Annotated in this window: 25 protein-coding genes; 11 read left to right on the top strand and 14 right to left on the bottom strand. The window is 64.3% G+C overall.

Annotation, left to right across the window (positions count from 1 at the left end):
* The first annotated feature begins 136 nt into the window (after nucleotides 1–136).
* Both K3148_RS09945 and K3148_RS09940 read left to right on the top strand, forming a co-directional pair.
* The gene (locus K3148_RS09945; RefSeq protein ID WP_221424658.1) at nucleotides 137–655 is read left to right on the top strand and encodes a hypothetical protein; all 519 of its coding nucleotides are present in this window, start codon (nucleotides 137–139) and stop codon (nucleotides 653–655) included.
* On the top strand, nucleotides 652–1332 hold the full coding sequence (locus tag K3148_RS09940) for a Crp/Fnr family transcriptional regulator (RefSeq protein WP_221424657.1): 681 nt from the start codon (nucleotides 652–654) through the stop codon (nucleotides 1330–1332). The genes K3148_RS09945 and K3148_RS09940 overlap by 4 nt, the downstream gene beginning before the upstream one ends.
* 6 nt (nucleotides 1333–1338) lie before the next feature.
* On the opposite strand, the gene K3148_RS09935 is transcribed toward K3148_RS09940, so the two are convergent.
* From K3148_RS09935 to coxB, 14 genes are all read right to left on the bottom strand, one after another.
* Nucleotides 1339–1764 carry a hypothetical protein gene (locus tag K3148_RS09935; protein WP_221424656.1) on the bottom strand — a complete coding sequence of 142 codons (426 nt, stop codon included), beginning with the start codon at nucleotides 1762–1764 and terminating at the stop codon, nucleotides 1339–1341.
* 75 nt (nucleotides 1765–1839) lie between these two features.
* Nucleotides 1840–2307 carry a molybdenum cofactor biosynthesis protein MoaE gene (locus K3148_RS09930; RefSeq protein WP_247711542.1) on the bottom strand — a complete coding sequence of 156 codons (468 nt, stop codon included), beginning with the start codon at nucleotides 2305–2307 and terminating at the stop codon, nucleotides 1840–1842.
* Entirely contained in the window at nucleotides 2300–2542 is a 243-nt protein-coding gene (locus K3148_RS09925; protein ID WP_221424655.1) for a MoaD/ThiS family protein, read from the bottom strand. The genes K3148_RS09930 and K3148_RS09925 overlap by 8 nt, the downstream gene beginning before the upstream one ends.
* A complete protein-coding gene (locus K3148_RS09920) occupies nucleotides 2539–2844 on the bottom strand; it encodes a Rossmann fold domain-containing protein (protein WP_221424654.1) in 306 nt (101 codons plus the stop codon). Before K3148_RS09920 ends, K3148_RS09925 begins: the two co-directional genes overlap by 4 nt.
* Complete coding sequence (locus K3148_RS09915; protein ID WP_221424653.1) at nucleotides 2841–3215, bottom strand: dihydroneopterin aldolase; 375 nt, start codon at nucleotides 3213–3215, stop codon at nucleotides 2841–2843. The genes K3148_RS09920 and K3148_RS09915 overlap by 4 nt, the downstream gene beginning before the upstream one ends.
* 10 nt (nucleotides 3216–3225) lie before the next feature.
* Entirely contained in the window at nucleotides 3226–4113 is an 888-nt protein-coding gene (locus K3148_RS09910; RefSeq protein WP_221424652.1) for a class I SAM-dependent methyltransferase, read from the bottom strand.
* Nucleotides 4113–5501, bottom strand: a complete 1389-nt coding sequence (gene thrC, locus K3148_RS09905) for a threonine synthase (protein ID WP_221424651.1) — start codon at nucleotides 5499–5501, stop codon at nucleotides 4113–4115. Before thrC ends, K3148_RS09910 begins: the two co-directional genes overlap by 1 nt.
* Nucleotides 5502–5552: 51 nt before the next feature.
* On the bottom strand, nucleotides 5553–6131 hold the full coding sequence (locus tag K3148_RS09900) for an SURF1 family cytochrome oxidase biogenesis protein (protein ID WP_221424650.1): 579 nt from the start codon (nucleotides 6129–6131) through the stop codon (nucleotides 5553–5555).
* Between the two features lie 77 nt (nucleotides 6132–6208).
* Nucleotides 6209–7030 carry a cytochrome c oxidase subunit 3 gene (locus tag K3148_RS09895; RefSeq protein WP_221424649.1) on the bottom strand — a complete coding sequence of 274 codons (822 nt, stop codon included), beginning with the start codon at nucleotides 7028–7030 and terminating at the stop codon, nucleotides 6209–6211.
* A 96-nt stretch (nucleotides 7031–7126) separates the two neighbouring features.
* Nucleotides 7127–7690 (bottom strand): cytochrome c oxidase assembly protein, encoded by a 564-nt coding sequence (locus tag K3148_RS09890; RefSeq protein WP_221424648.1) that lies wholly within the window; start codon nucleotides 7688–7690, stop codon nucleotides 7127–7129.
* 124 nt (nucleotides 7691–7814) lie between these two features.
* Nucleotides 7815–8738, bottom strand: a complete 924-nt coding sequence (locus tag K3148_RS09885) for a heme o synthase (RefSeq protein ID WP_221424647.1) — start codon at nucleotides 8736–8738, stop codon at nucleotides 7815–7817.
* Nucleotides 8739–8769: 31 nt separating this feature from the next.
* Entirely contained in the window at nucleotides 8770–9720 is a 951-nt protein-coding gene (locus K3148_RS09880) for an alpha/beta fold hydrolase (protein WP_221426682.1), read from the bottom strand.
* Nucleotides 9721–9811: 91 nt separating this feature from the next.
* Nucleotides 9812–11530, bottom strand: coding sequence for a cytochrome c oxidase subunit I (gene ctaD / locus K3148_RS09875; protein WP_221424646.1), 1719 nt, complete (start codon nucleotides 11528–11530; stop codon nucleotides 9812–9814).
* A 41-nt stretch (nucleotides 11531–11571) separates the two neighbouring features.
* Nucleotides 11572–12618 (bottom strand): cytochrome c oxidase subunit II, encoded by a 1047-nt coding sequence (coxB, locus tag K3148_RS09870; RefSeq protein WP_247711541.1) that lies wholly within the window; start codon nucleotides 12616–12618, stop codon nucleotides 11572–11574.
* Between the two features lie 213 nt (nucleotides 12619–12831).
* Here coxB and pyrE point away from each other — a divergent pair, with 213 nt between their 5' ends.
* From pyrE to ruvX, 9 genes are read left to right on the top strand one after another with little or no spacing between them, the layout of a single operon-like run.
* On the top strand, nucleotides 12832–13410 hold the full coding sequence (gene pyrE, locus K3148_RS09865; RefSeq protein WP_221424645.1) for an orotate phosphoribosyltransferase: 579 nt from the start codon (nucleotides 12832–12834) through the stop codon (nucleotides 13408–13410).
* Between the two features lie 35 nt (nucleotides 13411–13445).
* Complete coding sequence (locus K3148_RS09860; protein ID WP_221424644.1) at nucleotides 13446–14441, top strand: serine hydrolase domain-containing protein; 996 nt, start codon at nucleotides 13446–13448, stop codon at nucleotides 14439–14441.
* Complete coding sequence (locus K3148_RS09855) at nucleotides 14438–15178, top strand: pyridoxine 5'-phosphate synthase (protein WP_221424643.1); 741 nt, start codon at nucleotides 14438–14440, stop codon at nucleotides 15176–15178. Before K3148_RS09860 ends, K3148_RS09855 begins: the two co-directional genes overlap by 4 nt.
* Nucleotides 15175–15444: a pyridoxal phosphate biosynthetic protein gene (locus tag K3148_RS09850; protein ID WP_221424642.1), complete on the top strand. Its 270-nt coding sequence runs from the start codon at nucleotides 15175–15177 to the stop codon at nucleotides 15442–15444. Before K3148_RS09855 ends, K3148_RS09850 begins: the two co-directional genes overlap by 4 nt.
* Nucleotides 15441–15842, top strand: a complete 402-nt coding sequence (acpS, locus tag K3148_RS09845; RefSeq protein ID WP_221424641.1) for a holo-ACP synthase — start codon at nucleotides 15441–15443, stop codon at nucleotides 15840–15842. The genes K3148_RS09850 and acpS overlap by 4 nt, the downstream gene beginning before the upstream one ends.
* Nucleotides 15839–16732 (top strand): signal peptidase I, encoded by an 894-nt coding sequence (gene lepB, locus K3148_RS09840; protein WP_221424640.1) that lies wholly within the window; start codon nucleotides 15839–15841, stop codon nucleotides 16730–16732. The genes acpS and lepB overlap by 4 nt, the downstream gene beginning before the upstream one ends.
* Nucleotides 16729–17874, top strand: coding sequence for an AI-2E family transporter (locus tag K3148_RS09835; protein ID WP_221424639.1), 1146 nt, complete (start codon nucleotides 16729–16731; stop codon nucleotides 17872–17874). The genes lepB and K3148_RS09835 overlap by 4 nt, the downstream gene beginning before the upstream one ends.
* A 1-nt stretch (nucleotide 17875) precedes the next feature.
* Complete coding sequence (locus tag K3148_RS09830) at nucleotides 17876–19117, top strand: DUF3089 domain-containing protein (protein WP_221424638.1); 1242 nt, start codon at nucleotides 17876–17878, stop codon at nucleotides 19115–19117.
* Nucleotides 19093–19581, top strand: a complete 489-nt coding sequence (gene ruvX / locus K3148_RS09825; protein ID WP_221424637.1) for a Holliday junction resolvase RuvX — start codon at nucleotides 19093–19095, stop codon at nucleotides 19579–19581. Before K3148_RS09830 ends, ruvX begins: the two co-directional genes overlap by 25 nt.
* Nucleotides 19582–19583 lie beyond the last annotated feature (2 nt).

Here is a 19583-nt window from a genome sequence, read left to right as displayed (position 1 = left end):
ACCCGTCGACCCGCCGATTAGCGGGCCCGGAAAGAAGCGTGCCGTTAAGCGAAAGCCCGACCCAAGTCAACGCCGAACGCGGCGCTTTTTTGGGTTTCACGCTGGCACATGCACGTGCGCATGCTATGTGGCCTTCATGCCGCAACATGCAAGAGCCGTCCTCGCTGTTTCTCTCGCCAGTCTCCTTGGCGCCTGCGCGACCAGTGGCAGCGATTACCCCTCCCTCGCCATCCGCGACGCGGAACGCGTCCAAGGCGAATTCGCCACCGGCGAACCCCGCCGTCTGGATGTTCCCACGGTGGACGTCGACCTGACCGGCGGACTCGATGCGCGACTCGCCAGCCTGGTTGCGGCCGCCGAAAGCGCGCATGCGCAGTTCCTCGAAGTGCAGCCACGGGCCCAGCGCCTTGTCACCTCCGCTCGCGGCAATTCGATCGGCAGCGATAGCTGGGCCGCAGCGCAGGTTGCCTTGGCCGAGCTCGATTCGGCGCGCAGCCTGGCGGCAATCCCGCTCGGCGATCTCGACGCGATCTACACCGCCACGCGGGTGGCAGCGGAGGACGCGGGGGCTGTCGAAGCGGCAAGGCAGAGGGTTATCGAACTGGTAAGCGAGCAGGACGCCACTCTGGAAGACCTGCGCGCGCGTATCCGGTGACCCTGCACTGCGCCACCTGCCCCGTGCGCGACCGGGCGGCCTGTGCCGTGCTGGAAGACGAAGAGCGCGAAGAGCTCGCCAGGGCCGGCCGCCTGCGCACCCTGCACAAGGGTGAGACGCTGTTTGCAGCCGGCATGACAGAGGCCGCCTGCGCCACCCTCAAAAGCGGCGCGCTCAAGATCACCTCCATCGATGCCGACGGGCGCGAGCGGATCCTTTCGCTCGTCCATCCCTCGGGCTTCGTCGGCGAGATGTTCGGACCCTATATGCGGCACGATGTGGTGGCGCTGGGCGAGAGCGAATTGTGCGTGTTCTCCGGCCCTGCCTTTGCCGAAGCGATCGAACGGTACCCGGGCCTCGGCCAGGCGCTGCTGCGGCGCACCCAGGAAGACCTTTTCGCCAGCCGCGAACTGCTTGCGCTGACCGGCACGGCATCGGCGGAGCAGCGCGTTGCGGGCGCGCTCCTCTCGCTGGCGCGTGCGGCCAGCGATTCGCCCTGCCATCCGGCGAAGGAATTCGACCTTCCGCTTTCGCGCGGAGAGCTGGCCGACATGCTCGGCCTGACGATCGAAACGGTGAGCCGGATGCTGACCCGTTTCGAGCGCGAGGGCGCTATCCGGCGCAACGGAAAGCGCGGGATCGAATTGCTCGATCCCGCGCTCCTCCCCCTTCGATAGCGCCGGTCAGCGGACCAGCGCTGCGATGGTGACCGTTGTCACGCCCCAGCAGAAGATGATGACCGGGAGGATCAGCATCTGGACGCTGGCATCACGAGCCGAAATACGGCCGGTCAGCGTGGCGAACCCATCGCGACGAAGCTGGGCAAAGCTCATCTGGCGCGAGCGGGGTGCGGGAGCGAGCCGTGCCCAGATCGCCGGCACTCCGAAGCCGGCGACGATGAAGAGGGTGAAGATGACCATCGGGATGACGAGACCGGGCGAGGAAAGGCCCGTGGCCATCACTGCGAGGAAACCGAGGTACAGAGCGACGGTCGCCGAATAGAGCCCCTTGGGGAGCTCGAACGTGCGGTCCACCACGTGACGCGGCTTGGGCGCTGCGACGATGGCGGCCTGTTCGGCAACGAGTTCGCGGGTGAGGTGCTTCGACATGAACGATCTCCTTTGTTGGAGACGTTCTGATGCAAACCTTCACCCCGTTCCTTGATCGAGATCAAACGGGCGCGATTATTTCCAGCGGGCGAGGTCTGCGTGGTCTTCGCCACGCGGCTCGATCCAGCGCCAGCCATCGTCCCGACGCTCGCGCTTCCAGAACCACGCGGCGGACTTGAGGTGGTCCATGAGGAAATCGGCCGCTTCGAAGGCGTTGCGGCGATGGCGTGCGGCAGTAGCGACCAGCACGATAGCCTCGCCCGGAGTCATCACGCCGACTCGATGCCATACCAGCGCGCCGTCGAGTACGAAGCGGTCTTTCGCGGTCTGTGCCAGCCCTTCCATGCCCGGAAGAGTAAGCGGCGCGTAATGGGTCAGTTCGAGCGCGCGGACGCCGCCGTCGGGCCTTACTTTGCCGAGGAAGGAGACCACCCCGCCTGCCTCGCTATGCGCGGCGTTGAAAGCCGCCAGCGCTTCTCCGACCGACACGCCCTTGTCGAGCAGGCGCACGTCGAGCGGGGTGGAGAGGGCGAGCCTAGCCACCGCTCACCGGCGGCAGCAGCGCGACTTCATCGCCATCTTCGGCCAGGAGCGTGCGCTTGTCGGCGAGGACCTTGCCCTTGCAGGCGACGTTGACGCGTTCGTCTTTGATCTGTGCGGCTATGTCCGGGCCCACCGTGTCCAGCAGCGCTTCCCAGTCGAGCGGCGCGGAAACTTCGCGCTCAGCCTCGCCCGCAAGGTCGCGCAAGGGGCCGAGGAAGAGGATGGTTGCGCTCATCCTGCGGCCTTGAGATATTGGCCCGTCACACCGGGCGCGCTTGCCAGATAGGTTGCGATCGGTTCGAGCGCCGCACCCTCGCCGGCCACCAGCACCACGCGGCGCGGCGCGTGCTTGCGCGCCAGCATGGCGGCGGCGGCCCTGCGCCATTCGTCATGCGTGTGATCGGCCGGATCGAGTGTGACCAGCACGTCCTGCCCGGCTTCCAGCGCGCGCTCAATGGGATCGAGCCAGTTCTGGTGGAACAGTCCCGCTGCGGCGAGCGGTTCTTCCGGCAGACCCTCGACCGCGATGCGCTTCATTCGCGGCGCTCGCGATGCAGCGTGATGCCAATCTTCTCGCCTGCCTCGGCAATCGCCAGCTTGACGATCTTCACCGTCACCGCCTCGACACGCTTGTCCTGAAGGAACAGCGTTTCGCAGACATGGTCGGCCACGGCCTCGATCAGCTTGAAATGCACGCCTTCGGGCAGCGCCTCGGACGCGGCGAATTTCAAGTCCATGTAGTTCTTGGAATCGTCGAGCGGCGTGTCGGGATCGTAATGCCGCAGCGGCTTCATCCGCACCTGGATGGTGAAGCGCAGCGGTTGCGGCTTGCCGGTCTCTTCGGAATAGATCCCGGTGAGGACGTCGTGTTCGAAATCGGCGACTTCGAGAGTGAGCGAATCGTTCATGGACCCGTCCCTAGCGCGGATTGGACCAGCGCGCGAAGATCGCCGTCGGCAACAAGCGGCCGCCCTGTTCCTGCACGGCAAGATCGCCGTGCTCGATTTGTCCGGGCAGCTCTGCGAAGACCTCTTCGAGCAATCCGCCAAGCGCGAGGCTGCTCATCCGGACCGCGTAGACCGTGAGGAAGAGGAAGCTGCTGTCCTGATCAAGCAACTGGCGGCAATCGGAAACAAGTTCGGGGAGGCCCTGCTCGAGACGCCACACCTCGCCATCTGGGCCGCGGCCGAACTTGGGCGGATCGAGGATGATCCCGTCATAGCGGCGCCCGCGCCGCACTTCGCGCGCGGTGTATTTCATCGCGTCCTCGACCAGCCAGCGCACCGGACGATCGTCGAGCCCGGCGAGCGCGGCGTTTTCGCGCGCCTGTGCGACGGACTTCTTACTCGCATCGACATGGGTAACGCGGCCGTATTTACTGAGCGCCTGCGTACCGACACCCGTATAGCCGAAGAGGTTCATCGTTTCGGCATCGGCGCGGCCTTCGAGCTGCTCGCCCATCCAGGTCCAGACGGGCGCCATGTCGGGGAAAAAACCGAGATGGCGGAACGGCGTGCATTGCGCGGTGAAGCGGACCTCATCGCCCCAGCCCAGCGGCCAACCGTCTTGCGGGACGTCCTTCGCATACTGCCAGCGCCCGCCGCCGTCCTCGTCGCTGCCGGGGACGAATTCGCCATGCGCGTCCCAGTGGTCGAGCTTGGGCGACCACATGGCCTGCGGTTCGGGACGGATGAAGCGATATTCGCCATAGGCTTCGAACTTGCGGCCAAGCCCGCTGTCGAGCAGGCGGTAGCCGTCCCAGCCCTCGCCGACCATCAACACCGGATCGCGTGTGAGTTCGGCCATCAGGAGGCGTGCCCCATGATGTGGTCGCGCACCGCCTCGTAAGTGCCGGACAATTCGACGAAGCTTTCCTCGCGCGCGAAAAGATCGCCGACGCGAGCGGGCAGGCCGGGGCGCAGGCCCGTGGCGCGTTCGACTGCATCGGGAAATTTCGCCGGGTGGGCGGTGGCAAGGGTCACCACCGGCACGGTGGGAGCGATATCCGCAGCGCGCGCGGCGTGGAGGCCGATGGCGGTGTGCGGGTCGAGCATCTCGCCGCAATTCTCATAGGCCCAACGCATGGCCTGCGCGGTATCGCCCTCGTCGGCGCGCGCGCTGGTGAAGAGGGCGGCGCCCTCGGTCTGGGCGTTGGTGAGCCGCATGGCTTTGGACGCATCGAAGCCGCGCATTTGCTCGGCCAAAGCCAGGCCGTCGCGCCCGCCGACATCGAACAGCAAGCGCTCGAAATTGGAGCTGACCTGGATATCTATGCTCGGTGCGCTGGTGGGCGTGACCGATCCGGCGGAATAGTCGCCCTCGGCCAGCGCCCGGTGGAGGATATCGTTGACGTTGGTCGCCACGATCAGCTTCTCGATCGGCAGACCCATGCGTGCAGCGACATGGCCGGCGAAGACATCGCCGAAATTGCCCGTCGGCACGCTGAAGGCAAGGCTGCGCTCCGGCCCACCCAGCTGCAGCGAGGCAGCGAAGTAATAGACCACCTGCGCCATCAGCCGTGCCCAGTTGATCGAATTGACCGCGCCGATGCGGTGCTTCGCGGTGACGTCCCGGTCGGCGAAGATGCGTTTCACCATGGCCTGCGCGTCGTCGAACGATCCGTCGATGGCGATGTTGTGGACGTTGGGCGCGCGGACCGTCGTCATCTGGCGGCGCTGGACATCGCTCACCCGGCCCTTGGGATGGAGCATGAAGATTTCGACATTGTCTAGCCCCGCCACGGCATCGATTGCCGCGCTGCCGGTATCGCCGCTGGTCGCGCCGACGATGGTCAGGCTGCCCTTCTCACGGCTGAGGAATTCCTCGAACAGCAGGCCCAGCATTTGCAGCGCCACGTCCTTGAAGGCGAGCGTGGGGCCGTGGAAGAGTTCGAGCACCCAGTGCTGCTCGTCGAGCTGGACCAGCGGCGTCACCGCCTTGTGGGCGAAGCGGCCATAGGCCTTGGCGGTGAGCTCGCGCAGGCGCTCCGGCGTGAGGCTGTCGCCGACGAAAGGCTCCATCACCCGCGCGGCCAGTTCGGCATAGGGCAGCCCGCGCATCGCGGCGATGTCTTCGGCGGAAAACTGCGGCCAGCTTTCGGGCACGTAGAGCCCGCCATCGCTCGCCAGCCCTGCCAGCGTGACTTCGGCGAAATCGAGGCTCGGAGCCTCACCTCGTGTGGAGACGTATTTCATTGCGCGGATGCGGTTAGCCGTGCGGGCGCGCACGGGCAAGCAAGCGGGTCTTTAATCGTCCCTAGCCCGCGTGGCGCGGCGACGCAGGGCAAGGAGGTAGATGACGAGCGCCGTCAGAGCGAAGAAAAACCACTGCCCGGCGTAAGCGAGGTGGTTGTTCGGCAGGTCGCGCGGGTCAGGCGTTGCGAGAGGTTCGAGGTCGGCGACCGGCTCCGCCGCCACCACCCGTCCGCCCGGCGCAATCGTGCCGCGGACCTCTCCGCCACCCCATGCGACGGGCTGCGGGTTACGCGAATAACCGAGATCGACCTTCACCGGAGTGCCGTCCTCGAGCGCGCAGGTCACGCGCTGCGCCACGCCCTTTTCGCCGCGCGCGCTAGTCCCCGCCGTGGTCGTCGCGCCCGAGGCGCTTGCGCACAGGATCGTGGTGCGGCGGTAGAGGCGCTGCTCCAACTCCGCTTCGGTGCGCGGGTAGGCGACTTCGGACGACATGCGCAGGTTCTGTTCGGCCTGCGCGATCAGCGCCTCCTTCTCGTCCATCCGGCCAAGCTGCCAGATGCCGAGTGCGATCATCACCGCGATGGCGCCGGCGACGATGATCGTCGGGATGATGGGAAGGTTTCGGGTCATGGTCTCTCGAATGCGGAAGGGGCAGCCGCGGCGTGGCCGGGCTGCCCCATTATCGTGTCAGCCAAGGCTGATCGGCCTCAGTGGAATTCTGCGCCCCAGCCGCCCCAGACATAGACGACGGCGAAGAGGAAAAGCCACACCACGTCGACGAAGTGCCAGTACCACGCAGCCGCTTCGAAGCCGAAGTGCTGGCGCGGCGTGAAGTGGCCCTTGTAGGCGCGGATCAGGCAGACGATCAGGAAGATCGTGCCGACCAGCACGTGAAAGCCGTGGAAGCCGGTCGCCATGTAGAAGGCCGAGCTGTAGGTGTTGCCACCGAAAGCGAAGGGCGCAACGGCGTATTCGTAAGCCTGGATGCAGGTGAAGATCGCGCCGAGGATGACGGTCAGCCAAAGCCCCTTCTTCAGGCCGTCACGGTCGCCGTGGATCAGCGAATGGTGCGCCCAAGTCACCGTGGTGCCCGAACACAGCAGGATCAGCGTGTTGAGCAGCGGGAGGCTGAAGGGGTTGATGACGTATTCGATCGCCGCCGGCGGGAATTGCCCGCCCACGACTTCGGAAATCTCGCTCGGGAACAGCGCAAAGTCGAACCAGCTCCAGAACCAGCCGACGAAGAACATCACTTCCGAAGCGATGAACAGGATCATGCCGTAGCGCATGTGCAGTTGGACGATCGGCGTGTGGTCGCCGCGCTCGGCTTCCTTCACGATGTTCGAGAACCAGCTGAAGAAGGTGGCGATCAGGCCGGCGATGCCTAGGCCGAGCACGAGGTGGGCCGAAGCCATCTCGTGCATGTAGAGCACCATGCCGCTGGTGAAGGTCAGCGCCGACAGCGAGCCGATCAGCGGCCAGATATCGGGTTCGAGAATGTGATATTCGTGATTGACGTTACCAGCCATTGTACTCGTATCCTGGGTTTCGCTTAGCGGCTGCCCTTAATGCGCATGGGCGCGCGGGTCTAGGGGGCAGGCGCGGTTATTCTTCGGCTTCCTGGCCTAATCCTTCGCCTCATGGAAGGTGTAGGAGAGAGTAATTTGCTCCACGCCGTCCATGTTCGGATCGTCCAGCGCCTTGGGGTCGACGAAATAAAGCACCGGCATCCGCACTTCCTGCCCCGGCTGCAAAGTCTGCTCGGTGAAGCAGAAGCACTGGATCTTGTTGAAATAGGCCCCGGCCTGCTCGGGCTCGACGTTGAAGGTCGCCGTGCCCGTGATCGCGCGGTCGGAATTGTTCTTGGCGAGGTAGATCGCCATGTCGCGCTGGCCGATGGTGACGGTGTCGGTCACCTGTTCGGGCTTGAAGGTCCAGCCAAGACCGGGCGCGGTGGTCGCATCGAAGCGGACCGAAATTTGCTGGCCGCCCGCTGCAGCACCAAGGCGCGCGGCGATCTCGGCATCGGTTTCGGTGGCGCGCTGCGTCGTGCCGCCAAAGCCGGTGACCTGGCAAAAGAGCTGGTAGAGCGGCACCGCCGCATAGCCGAGGCCCAGCATGCCCGCCGCCGCCGCCAGAGCGAGCAGCGCGGTCCGGTTCTTGCGGGTTTCGAGCGTCGCGGTCGTCATGCCTGGCCTCACATCCTAACGATGGTGATCGCGTAGAACAGCAGGGCCATGAACAGCAGCAGGCCGCCGAGCACGAGGTTGCGGCTCTTCTGGCGGCGGCGAAATTCTTTCTCTTCTTCGGGGGTCATCCGAAAGCTCCGTATTGGGCGGCAACACGGTCCACGACCAGCGCCGCGAACAGGGCGAACAGGTAGAAAACGCTGAACGCGAAGAGGCGTTTCTCCAAGCTCATCTTGTCGCCCTCGACAGCGGTGCGGAAAGCCACCGGCACGCTCATGAGTAGGAAGATGAGCGACAACAGGATCGCGGTCACGCCGTAGATCGCGCCGGTCCCGCCGATGAACCACGGCGCAGCGGCAATGGGCACGAGGAGGACGCAATAGGCGAGGATCTGGCGTCGCGTGGACTTCTCGCCCTTCACCACCGGCATCATCGGAATGCCGACCTTGGCGTAATCGCTCTGCACGAACAGGGCGAGCGCCCAGAAATGCGGCGGCGTCCAGAAGAAGATGATCGCGAACAGCAGCACCGGCATCAGCGTGATGTCACCGGTCACAGCGATCCATCCGATCATCGGCGGAAAGGCCCCTGCCCCGCCACCGATGACGATATTCTGCGGCGTGCGCGGCTTCAGCCAGATCGTGTAGATGACCGCGTAATAGACGATCGAGAGCGCCAGGATCGCGGCGGCGAGCCAGTTTACGCCCAGTCCCATGATCACCACCGAGGCAGCAGAGATGAGGATGCCGAAATCGCGCGCGTCGGTGCGGTTCATCCGACCAGCGGGCAAGGGGCGTTTCGACGTGCGCTTCATGCCCGAATCGATGTCCGCTTCCCACCACTGGTTGAGCGCCGCCGCCCCACCCGCACCCAGCGCGATGCAGAGGATGGCGGTGAAGCCGATCACCGGATGGATGCTGCCCGGCGCGGCCAGGAGGCCGCAGAGGCCGGTGAAGATGACCAGCGTCATCACGCGCGGCTTGGTCAGCGCGAAAAAGTCGCGCCAGTCCGCGGGGAGCTGGGTGGTGGTGGGGGCGGCTTCGGTCATGTGGATTCGCTTCTGCGGCGCCTATAGGGGTTCAAAGCCGCTTTATCCAGTCAATCAGGATGCGGTTCACCTCATCCGGCCGCTCCTGCTGCGTCCAGTGGCCGACGCCCTCGAGAATATAGCCCTCAACGTTGGGCGCGCACATCCTCATGAGCGCAATGGGATCGGTCACGGCCCCGAACAGATAGGTAGCCGGATCGCGCGTGCCGCCGATGAATAGCGCGGGCTGCTCGATGCGCTTGCCCTGCCAGCCCTGCAGCCATTCGTAATCGGCCACGTGGTTGCGATAGCGGTTCAAGGGGCCGCGAAAGCCTGAAGCCTTGAATTCCGCCTCGTAGAAATCGAGATCCTGCTCGGTCAGCCATGATGTCGGTTGGGGATCGGGCAAGCCTTCGAGGAAGGTCGCGCCATAGGGCTTGGACCAATAGTCGCCCGGCGGGACATCACCGCTGATCGAATACATCATGCGCGCCACCCAGTCGCGCGGGTCCTTCTCGGCTTCGGCCTCCGCGACGCCGGGCTGCTGGAAATATTCCTGGTAGAAGAACTTGCCCTGCGAGGTGAAGTGCTCGTGGAAGACTTCGGTGAAGGGGCGGCTGGGCACGCCGGCGAAGGGAACGGATAGCCCAGCCACAGCGCGAAAATGCTCCGGGTGCGTCAGCGCCGTGTTCCACACGATCGGCGCGCCCCAGTCATGGCCGATGAGGATTGCGGGCTGGTCGGGCTGGAGCGCCATCTTGAGGCCGACGAGGTCGCCGACGATCCGCTCCATGGCATAGGCCTCGACCGGCTCGGGCTTGTCGGATCCGCCATAGCCGCGCACATCGATCGCGCAGGCGGTGAACCCGGCCTCGGCCAGCGGCCCGAGCTGGTGTCGCCAGCTGTACCAGCTTTCGGGAAAGCCGTGGACCATGATGGCGAGCGGTCCCTCGCCTTCCATGGCGCAGCGAAGGCGCAACTCGCCGACGTCGATCATCCGCATTTCGGGCACGGGCTCTCACTCCTTCAGGCAAAGAAAAACGGCCGGTCCCTCATGGAACCGGCCGCTTGTCCTTGTCCAGTGACGCTCTCGCTCAGGCGTGAGCCGGCTTCGCGTCGCCGATGTGGTCGTGGTGATCGTGATGGTCTTCGATCACCGGCAGTTCGCTGAACTGGTGGAATGGCGGCGGGCTCGACAGGCTCCACTCGAGCGTGGTCGCGCCTTCGCCCCAGTAGTTGTCTTCCGCCTTCTTGCCGGCCACGAAGGCGTAGATGATGTTCACGAAGAAGAAGATCATCGAGAACGCCATGATCATGTAGCCGATCGTGCTGATTTCGTTCCAGTAGGCATAGGCATCTGCGTAATCCGGATAGCGGCGCGGCATGCCCTGCAGTCCGAGGAAGTGCTGCGGGAAGAAAATCACGTTCACACCGATGAAGAACAGCCAGAAATGGATGTGGCTGAGCAGTTCGGAGTGCATGCGCCCGCTCATCTTCGGGAACCAGTAATAGAAGCCCGCGAACATCGAGAAGACGGCGCCCATCGACAGCACGTAGTGGAAGTGGGCCACCACGAAGTAGGTGTCGTGCACAACATCGTCCACGCCGCCATTGGCGAGATAGACGCCGGTCACGCCGCCAACGGTGAAGAGGAAGATCATGCCCAGCGCCCAGACCATCGGGCTCTTGTACTCGATCGACCCGCCCCACATCGTGGCGATCCAGCTGAAGATCTTAACGCCGGTCGGAACCGCGATGACCATGGTGGCGGCGGTGAAGTACATCTTCGTGTTCACGTCGAGACCCACGGTGTACATGTGGTGCGCCCAGACGATGAAGCCGACCACGCCAATCGCGACCATGGCGTAGGCCATGCCGAGATAGCCGAAGATCGGCTTGCGGCTGAAGGTGGCGATGATCTGGCTGATCATGCCGAAGCCCGGCAGGATCATAATGTAGACTTCGGGGTGGCCGAAGAACCAGAACAGGTGCTGGTAAAGGATCGGATCGCCGCCGCCTGCGGGGTCGAAGAAGGTCGTCCCGAAGTTACGGTCGGTGATCAGCATGGTGATGGCCGCGGCCAGCACCGGAAGCGCGAGCAACAGCAGGAAGGCAGTGACCAGCACCGACCACACGAACAACGGCATCTTGTGCAGGGTCATGCCCGGCGCACGCATGTTGAAGATGGTGGTGATGAAGTTGGTCGCGCCAAGGATCGAGCCCGCGCCAGCTAGGTGGAGCGAGAAGATCGCGAAGTCCACGGCCGGACCGGTCGAACCCGAGGTCGACAGCGGCGCATAAACGGTCCACCCCGTGCCGGCCCCCGGACCCGTGCCCCCGGGCACGAAGAGCGAGAACAACAGCGAGACGAAACCGGCCACGGTCAACCAGAACGACACGTTGTTCATGCGCGGGAAGGCCATGTCGGGCGCACCGATCATCAGCGGCACGAACCAGTTGCCGAAGCCGCCGATCATGGCCGGCATGACCATGAAGAAGACCATGATCAGGCCGTGGGCGGTAATGAACACGTTCCACATATGCAGCGAGGTGTCGAAATCGGGCGTGCCGCCCATGAATTCGGCCCAGAACTGCAGGTACTGGATGCCAGGCTGGGCAAGTTCGGCACGCATGATACCCGAAATCCCGCCGCCGATGATGCCGGCGACGATCGCGAAGATCAGGTAAAGTGTACCGATGTCCTTGTGGTTGGTGGACATGAACCAGCGCGCGAAAAAGCCGGGCTTGTGATCGGCGTGATCGTGCGCGTGGTCGTCGGTGTGAGCCTGGAAGCTGTCGGCGGTAGTGGCCATGATGCTAGTCTCTCGAGCTTGAATTCGTCGTCGGTCTTAAATCAGGTGGTCGGATTTTCGACCGGCGGTGCACCTGCACCCGGGGCCCCCGGAGCAGCACTTTCGGGGGTCTGCACCGGCGGCAGCGAGGGATTGGCTTCGACGCCTTCCTCTTCCGCACCGGCGACAGTGCCACCCTGGGCAAGGACCCAGGCGTTATACTGGTCCATCGGCAGCGCTTCGACCGCGATCGGCATGTAGCCGTGGCGCGCGCCGCACAGTTCGGAGCATTGCCCGTAATAGACGCCCGGCTCATCGACCTGGAAGATACGCTCGTTCAGGCGGCCCGGAACGGCGTCCATCTTGAACCACAGGCTGGGAACGGCGAACGAGTGGATGACGTCGGCTGCAGTGACCTGCAGGCGGATCGGCACGCCGACGGGGACGACCATTCGGTTGTCGACGGCCAGCTGGTGCGGCTCGCCTCGTGCGTCGGCTTCGTCCTTTTCGAGCATGTTCGACACGATCTCGAAGTCGCCGTTGTCGGGATAGGCGTAACCCCAGTACCACTGGTAGCCGATCGCCTTGATGGTGATCGCGTCCTTAGGCGGGGTCTCGTACTGCTTGGCAATCAGCGTGATCGAGGGGATCGCGATGGCCAGCAGGATGAGCGCCGGAACAACCGTCCAGATGACTTCGATAAGCGTGTTGTGGCTGGTCTTCGACGGCACCGGGTTTGCCGAACGGCGGAACTTGAACATGGCGTAAAGCATCAGGACGAGCACGAAGAGGCTGATCGCGACCATGATCCAGAACAGCCAGATGTGAAGGCCGTAAGCGTACTCACCCGTTTCCGAATATTGCGGCTGGATGTCGATACCACCCGGAACCGGCATGCCCTTGCCTTCGGTCGGCGCCATCGGCGTGTAGGCGCCGCTGCCGGCGGAAACCGCGTCCGGATTGGCGACATCGGCCGCTTCGGCCGGATCGACGGATTCGAGTTGCGCCGCTTCGGCAGTGTCCTGCGCCATCGCGGCAGGGGTGCCGACAAGCAGCGAAAACGCCAGCGCCAGGCTGGCTACGATCCGGTGAAATCCGAGAGTTTTCATTACGTTGGAACTCTTTCGTGTCGTGTCGTCTGGCGGACTCTTTCGCTTTTGCGAGTGGCGCGTGCACGCCAGTATCGCCCCTCAAGCGAGGTCCGTTTGCGTTGCGCCCTATAGGCAGGGTTTCCGCCAGCCTCAAGCACCCGCCGGATAAAAATGTGCAAGCTGCTTTGCCTCTTGCGCAATCGCGCGCGAGGCGCTTTGGGTTGTCGCGCAATGACAGACGAAGAAATCCTCTCCGAATTCCGTGCCAGCGAAGCCCTGCTCGAAGGCCACTTCCTCCTCTCCAGCGGGCGGCATTCCGGCCATTACCTGCAATGCGCGCGCGTGCTGATGAACCCGGAACGCGCCGGGCGACTGGCGCTGGCGCTGGCCCAGCGCATCCCGCGCGACATCCGCAGCCGGATCGATGTGGTGGTGAGCCCGGCCATGGGCGGCATCATCATAGGCCAGGAAATGGGCCGCGCGCTAGGCAAGGACGCGATGTTCCTCGAACGGCCCGAAGGCGAATTCCACCTGCGCCGCGGCTTCCGCATCGAGCCGGGCGCCAAGGTGCTGATGGTCGAGGACGTGGTCACCACCGGCCTCTCCAGCCGCGAGGCGATTGCCGCCGTGGGCCGCGAAGGCGGCGAAGTGATTGCCGAGGTCGCCCTCGTCGACCGGAGCAATGGCGAAGCCGATCTGGGCGTCCCTTTCTTCCCGTTGATCGACATCAATTTCCCGACCTATGCCGACGACGAAGTCCCGGAAGAACTGGACGCCATCGAGATCACCAAGCCGGGCAGCCGGAAGTGAGGGCCTTCGCGGCAGCCTGTTTGGCGTTTCTTCTGATGGGGTGCCCACCCCCCGATGACCGGGTCTACACCGTGTCGTCGCCCCAAGCGGCCGCGCTGACGCAGGAACTTCTCCAACCGCTTGTAGAGCGTAACGAGTTCGAAGGCGCTTTGCGGATTTCGGGCGGCGCCCTTGACGGGGCCGACATGGGGAGCGGCGATACATGGCCCTGGGCCTCCGTCACCAAACAGGTCGTCGCCACCTTGGTGATGCAGGATGTCGAACGCGGCGCGCTCTCTCTCGACACCCCAGTCAGCGTCTACTTGAAGGAATGGCCTTCCGGACCGGAAGCCCCCACCTTGCGCCAATTGCTGCGTCATCAGTCCGGATTGTATGACCCGGAAGACGACGCTGGCTTTGTATTCGATACGCTTCGCCCACTCGATCCGATGCTTTGCGCCGAGCGGCGGACACAGGCGCCGGGCGGAGATTTCGACTACAACAATTGCGACACGCTGATCGTTGGTCGCGTGCTGGAACGCGTGAACGGTGAGGCGCTCGAAACCCTTTTCCAAACGCGCATCGCCGAACCTTCCGGCATTCTGTTCGCAAAGTTTGTCACTCCGGACACGCGTCTCGCCGCCAGCGAGAACGGTGCTTCGGCGAGCGAGATCGCGCTTTATGGCGCAGCAGGCGGGCTGGCCGGCCCGCCGAACGATCTGGTGCGCTTCGATCGCGCGCTGATGGAGGACCGCCTGCTCAGCGAAGAGGCGCGCGAGGAAATGTGGGATGGCGTCCCGAACCTGGGCTACACGGCTCTCGGCCAGTGGGAGGCCATGTTGCCGCTTGACGGCTGCGATGAGCCTGTGCGCGTTATCGAACGACGCGGCGCCGTGCGCGGCTATCAGGCGCGCAACTTCATCATTCCTGACTTCGGCATCGCCGTGGTCGCCTTCACGCCGCGCGGCGAAGAAGAATATGCCTTCGGAGAGCCGTGGAGCCGCGAAGGCTTCAGCTTCGAACTCCTTTCAGTTGCGGTGTGCACCAAATGATCCATCCCCTGCGCCTTGGCGTGAACATCGACCATGTCGCCACCATTCGCAACGCGCGCGGGGGCGACCATCCCGATCCTGTCCGGGCGGCTCAGATCGTGGCGAGCGTTGGGGGTGACGGGATCACGGCGCACCTGCGCGAAGATCGCCGCCATATCCGCGATGCGGACTTGAAGCGAATCCAGGAGGCGACCGATCTTCCGCTGAACCTCGAAATGGCCGCGACGGAGGAGATGCTCGAGATAGCGCTGCGCCACGCACCGCATGCCGCCTGCATCGTCCCCGAAAAGCGCGAGGAGCGCACGACCGAAGGCGGCCTCGACGCAGCAGGCCAGCACAACACGCTCGCGCCGATCGTGTGGAAGCTGCGCGACAACGGCATTCGCGTCTCGCTCTTCATCGAAGCGGACGAACGCCAGCTCGATGCGGCACTCAGGCTGGGCGTGCCGGTGGTGGAGTTCCACGCCGGTGAATACGCGCATGCCCACCTTGCCGGAGACAACGAGAAAACCGCGCGCGAGCTCAAACGTATCGCCGATATGTCCGCGCTCGCCGCCAAGAACGGGATCGAGCCGCACGCCGGCCACGGCCTTACTTATGAAAACGTCCAGCCGATCGCCGCCATCCCGCAGCTGGCCGAGCTCAACATCGGCCATTACCTCGTTGGCGAGGCCGTCTTCGTGGGGCTGGAAAACGCCGTGCGCCAGATGCGAGAGCTGATGGATGAGGCGCGATGAGCGCCGAGCTTGGCCGGTCGGCGAAGCTCTGGGCGCTGGGAGCGGCCATCCCCTTCCTGCTCTCGATCCTCCTGCTCGGCTTCGCGCTTTCGCGGCAAGTGCTGCTCGCCTTTGCCATCGGCTGGCCGATCATCCAGATCTTCGGATACTGGGGCTCGCTCAAGCGTTCGGGCGGTGAAATCGATCATCCGCTGGTGAAGACACAGGTCATGCTGCACTGGATGATGATCGCCATACTTATCGGCATCTTCGCGAGGGTCCTATGATCATCGGCATGGGCAACGACCTGACCAATATGGACCGCATCGCCAATTCGCTGGAGCGGTGGGGCGAAAAGTTCGAGTGCCGCTGCTTTACCGATATCGAGCGCGCCAAGGCGGAGAAACGCCCCTTCACCCGCGTCGGCACCTTCGCCAAGCGCTGGGCGGCCAAGGAGGCCTTTGCCAAGGCGGTTGGCACCGGCTTTTCGCGCGGCGTGTTCCACAAGGACATCGGCGTGGTGAACGCCCGCTCGGGGGCGCCGACGCTTCAGCTGACGGGCGGCGCTGCACTAAGGCTTGCCGAAATGATGCCGCACGGCCATGAGGCGCGCATTCATCTCACCCTCACCGACGATCATCCATGGGCACAGGCATTCGTGATCATCGAGGCCTTCCCCGCATGAGTGCAGACACCGCGGCCGTGACCAAAACCGACCACATCGAAAAGAAGAAGAAGGACGACAAGAAGGTCGACTGGCTGGCGGAAATCCGCGGCCTCTTCCTGATGCTTCTCGCGGTCTTCGCCTTTCACAGCTTCATCGCGAAGCCCTTCTACATCCCTTCGGAATCGATGCTGCCGAACCTGTTGGTGGGCGACCGGCTGGTCGTGAGCAAATATCCCTATGGCTGGAACTGGTCCTCGGTCAGCTTCCACCTCGCCCCGCGCGGCGACTGGCGCGTTGCGCCCGCAACGCCTGAATATGGGGACATCGTCATCCCGGTCCATCCGGAGCGTGACGAGGACTATATCAAGCGCGTCGTCGCCCTTCCCGGGGACCGTATCGCGGTGCGCAACGGCCAGATAATCCTCAACGGCAAGCCGATCGTACAGGAAGCCGAGCCCCCGCTCGACCTGCCGGTGGATGCCAATTCGACCTGCACAGGCTTCTACGATCCCACCTTCCTCGTCAGCGGCGAGAATGGCGAGCCGGTCTGCCGCGTCCCCGTCTACCGCGAAACGCTGCCCAATGGTGCCAGCTACCTCATCATCGACCATATCAACGGCGACGAGCGCAGCCTCGACCAGTTCGCCGAAATGACGATTCCCGAAGGCCATGTCTTCGTGATGGGCGACAACCGCGATCATTCCTCCGACAGCCGCGAGCTCAATTCCTCGCGCGGCTTGCTCGGCCCTGTTCCGCTGGAAAACATCGGCGGACGCGCGGAGTTCATCACCTTCTCACTCGACGGGACGACAAGCCTCAACCCGGTGAGCTGGTTTACGAGCTTGCGCGAAGGCCGCGCCTGGACCACCCTGCGCCCGGCCATCGACACGGGGAAAAGCGAAGAATGACAGACACATCGTCGGGTAGCGGGAAGGACAGAGCGAGCAAGGACGACCTTGCCTACCACGACGATCCGGGCGCCAGTCCGACCTATATCGGCGATCCCAAGCTGCGCTTCGAAGCGGGCCGCGCGCTTGTGTGGGGCCTTGTCATCGGTCTCATCTGGTTGACCGTCCACATTTCGCAATCGCTGCTCGTCATTTTCGGTGCGATGGTGTTCGCTTGCATGGTGGATGGCGGCTCGCGCCTCCTTGGCAAGGCTTTGCCGATCGGGCGCGGGCTGAGGGTTACCATCGTCCTCCTGCTGGTGACCGCCTTCTTCATCTGGCTCGGCTATTTCGCAGGCTCGCAAATTTCGCAGCAAGCCGCCGAGTTCCCGGCGATCATCAACGAACAGCTCGGCCGCACGATCGCCTTCCTGCAAGACAAGGGCTTTGCCATCAGCACAGCCGATATCCAGAATTTCGCCGGCAGCATGTCGAGCGGTGTGGGCACGGTCACCAAGGCCATTGGCGGCATTTTCGGCGGGCTGACGACGCTGCTGCTCATCATCATCATCGGCATCTATTTCGCCATCGACCCGCGCATTTACGAGCGCGGCGTGGCGTGGATGGTCCCGGCAAAGAAACGCAGCGCATTCTACGACACGCTGAGCCATCAGGCATACACGCTGCGCCGCCTGATGGCCGGTCGCCTGCTGGGCATGGCCTTCGAGGGCTTCTTCACCTGGGTCATGCTGGCGTTCGGCGGTATGCTGATCGGGATCGACCCGGTGCCCATGGCCGCCCTGCTCGGCTTGCTGACGGGCCTCCTCGCCTTCATCCCCAATATCGGCGCGATCATTTCGGGCGTGCTGATGGTGCTGGTCGGGTTCTCCGGCGGGACCGACATGGGGCTCTATACGATCTTCGTCTATTTCCTCGTCCAGAACTTCGACGGCTATGTCCTCGTGCCGCTGATCGCCAAGAAAACGGTCGACCTGGCACCTGCGCTGGTCCTGTCTGCGCAGCTGATCTTCGGCGTCTTGTTTGGCCTGCTTGGCCTCGCGCTTGCCGATCCCTTGCTCGCCATGATCAAGGTCGCGCTCGAACGTCGCTCGGCACGCCGCAAGGGGGAGGTCGAACCCATTCCAGCTCCGGAGCCCGCCTGACATGGCCCGCAAGTTTCTTTATTTCATCGCGGTCGTAATCGTGATCGTGATTGTGGGCGCCATCGCGCTCGCCATCTGGTCGCGCGAGGCAACCGAAATCGCCTTCGTCCCGCGCGGCGAATTCGTGGAGCAGGAAGCGCTCGCCGCCAACGCCTATGAAGATCCCGATATGTGGTATTCGCGCCCCGGCCTCGGCACGTCTGACCCCTCGCGCTACCAGCCCGCGATCGCGCAGCCGGCCAGCGATCCGGCCGATCAGGCACCTTCGCCTGAACGTCCGGCCGCCGAACAGAGCCTCGACGAACCGGGCGCCATGGACACCTCGGGTTCGGTCGCCGGTGAAGCCGCACAAGCTACCGCCACGCCCGACTTCGCCGTTTTCTTCGTGCCTCCCACCAGCTTCCTGAAGGCCGGCGGCACCGAATGGAACGCGACGCTCGACGATGCCACGACCAACACCCGCGCGCGAATCTTCCTGCGCGGCCTCGCCAGTCCTTTCAACCGTGCAGACGAGATCTGGGCGCCGAAGTATCGCCAGGCGGCCGCGGGTGCGTTCCTGACCGACAAGCCCGAGGCGCAGCAGGCCATCGACGCCGCCTATGCCGATGTCGCGCAGGCCTTCGACTATTTCCTGAAGAGCGTCGACGAGGACAAGCCCATCGTCCTCGCAGGGCACAGCCAGGGCGCAATCCATGTCCTGCTCCTGCTGATGGACCGCGCAGAGGCGCAAGGGTTCACCGAACGCATTGCCGCCGTCTATGCGATCGGCTGGCCAATCTCCATCGAACACGATCTGCCCGCCCTGCCCCTGCCCGCCTGCGCTTCCGCGGGCCAGCCCGGCTGCATCATGGCTTATTCCTCCTTTGCCGACGATGGCGATGCCGAGTTCATCAAGCGGCGTTACGAGGTCACGCCCGGGTTCGACGGGCAGCCCCGCGGCGACGGGCCGATCCTGTGCGTCAATCCGCTGACCGGCGGGACCGGTGGCGCAGCACCCGCTTCGGCAAACCTCGGCACGCTCAAGCCGAGCGCGGACCTGACGTCCGGCGAGCTGGTCGCTGGCGCGATCCCCGCGCGCTGTAACAAAGAAGGCTTGCTGCTCATCGGCGATCCGCCCGAATTGGGCGAAGGTGTCCTGCCCGGCGGGAATTACCACGTCTACGACATCCCGCTGTTCTGGAAGAACCTGCAGGAAGACGTGTTGGCGCGAGTGTCCGCGTGGACGGCCCCGGCCGCCTCGTAACCGACAGCGCGCTCGATTTCGGCGACGCTCTGCCCGATGGCGGAGCCTTGCTCGGGCTCGACCTCGGCACCAAGACCATCGGCGTGGCGACCTGCGATGCCGGCTGGCGCTTCGCCACGGCGGGCAAGACGATCCCGCGCAGCAAGTTCACCAAGGACTGCGGCAAATTGCGCGAACTCGTCACCGAACGCGGCATCAAGGGTCTGGTGATCGGCCTCCCGCGCAACATGGACGGTACCGAAGGCCCGCGCGCGCAGGCGAGCCGGGCCTATGCCCGCAATCTCGCGCAAGCCTTCGATTTACCGGTGCTTTTATGGGATGAACGCTGGTCGACATCCTCGGCTGAAAGCGCCATGATCGGTCAGGACATGAGCCGCGCAAAGCGTGCCGAAAAGATCGACAGCCATGCGGCTGCGGTCATCCTCCAGGGGGCCATCGATACCTTGGCCGGCGGAGGGTTCTGAAG

The sequence above is a fragment of the Qipengyuania aurantiaca genome (assembly GCF_019711375.1).
Taxonomy (GTDB): domain Bacteria; phylum Pseudomonadota; class Alphaproteobacteria; order Sphingomonadales; family Sphingomonadaceae; genus Qipengyuania; species Qipengyuania aurantiaca.
Note: the sequence above shows the minus strand (reverse complement) of the source record. Positions and strands in the feature narration are given on the sequence as shown.